1 protein-coding gene is annotated in these 1,251 nt (G+C 72.5%); it reads right to left on the bottom strand.

From position 1 onward, the window contains the following. Positions 1-1,251 (bottom strand): DUF3488 and transglutaminase-like domain-containing protein (locus tag D477_RS20715; RefSeq protein WP_005275426.1); only part of this gene is annotated, 1,251 nt, incomplete at both ends.

Here is a 1,251-nt window from a genome sequence, read left to right on the forward strand (position 1 = left end):
GGGGCGAGGAGGGCGAGGAGCAGGACGGCGGCGCCGGCGGCGGCCCAAAGGCTCTGCGCGGGGCTCTCTTCTGCCTGGCCGGCGCCGCCCTGCTGGCGTTCTTCGCGTGGCACGGTGGGAAGGGTGGGACCGGCGCCCGGGTTGAGGCTGTCCGGCTCCGCGGGATCCGGGGCAGGCGCGGCGTCGGCCTGGGCGTAGTCGGGGACGGCGCCGCGGCCGGGAGTGGGTTCGAAGGCGACCCACCCGATGTCATCGAAGTACAGTTCCGGCCAGGCGTGCGCGTCGCGGGAGTCGATCTCGTACTCCGGCAGCTCCTCGCCGTCCGCGTCGACGACGTCGCCGGTCTGGCGGCCCGGGGCGTAGCCGACGGCGATGCGGCTCGGGATGCCGGCCTGGCGCGCCATGATCGCCATCGTGGAGGCATAGTGCACGCAGTAGCCGGCCTTTTCCTCCAGGAAGGCGCCGACGACTTCGAAGCCGCTCTGGTCGTAGCCGCCGTCCACCGGCGCCTGCTCCGAGTAGACGAAGCCGGGCCCGCGCAGGTAGCTCTGGATCGCCATGGCCTGCTCGTACGGATCCGCCAGGCCGTCCAGCACGTCCTCGGTGGTGTCGATGATGATGTCCGGCATGGAGCCGGGCAGGCTGGTGAACATGCTGTCCACGGCCGGCCTGCCGATCGGGTCCGCGTCCTCGAGGGTCTCCCGGGTCAGGTCCGGGGCGACGCTGACGACCGTGTAGACCTGGTTGGCGCTGCTGGTGCCGAGGGAGGCCTGGATGGCCAGCGTGCGCGGATCCCAGGACCAGTCGCCGTCCAGCCCGTCGACTTCCGTTGGAGCGTAGGGGACGGGCAGCCAGGGGCTGGTGAAGGAATGGGTTTCGACGACGGTGGTCGTCACGGTGCCGTCCTCCAGCAGGCGGCGGGTGCCGGGCGGTCCCATGTCCTCGACGCCCTCGCGCTGCTCGGAACGGGAGTCGGTGGGCCGCCAGCGTGCGCCGGTCAGGTTCTCCAGGGTGACGGTGCGCAGGTAGAGCGGGGTTTCCGAATCGGTGGCGTAGGTCATCCGGCCGAACGCTCCGGGCCGGCGCAGGTTGTCGCCGAGGCTGACGATCGGGTTCAGCCCCGTGGGCTGGCCGAGCCAGTCGAGCCGGGAGCCCTGCGGGAAGGCGCCGTTGGTGAAGCCGGGGATGCCCAGTGGCAGCAGCAGCGCCAGGGCCAGTCCGCCGGCGCCGATGGCCGCGGCCCGGCCGAAC

Origin of the sequence: Arthrobacter crystallopoietes BAB-32 (assembly GCF_000328305.2) — a bacterium.
Classification (GTDB): Bacteria; Actinomycetota; Actinomycetes; order Actinomycetales; family Micrococcaceae; genus Crystallibacter; species Crystallibacter crystallopoietes_A.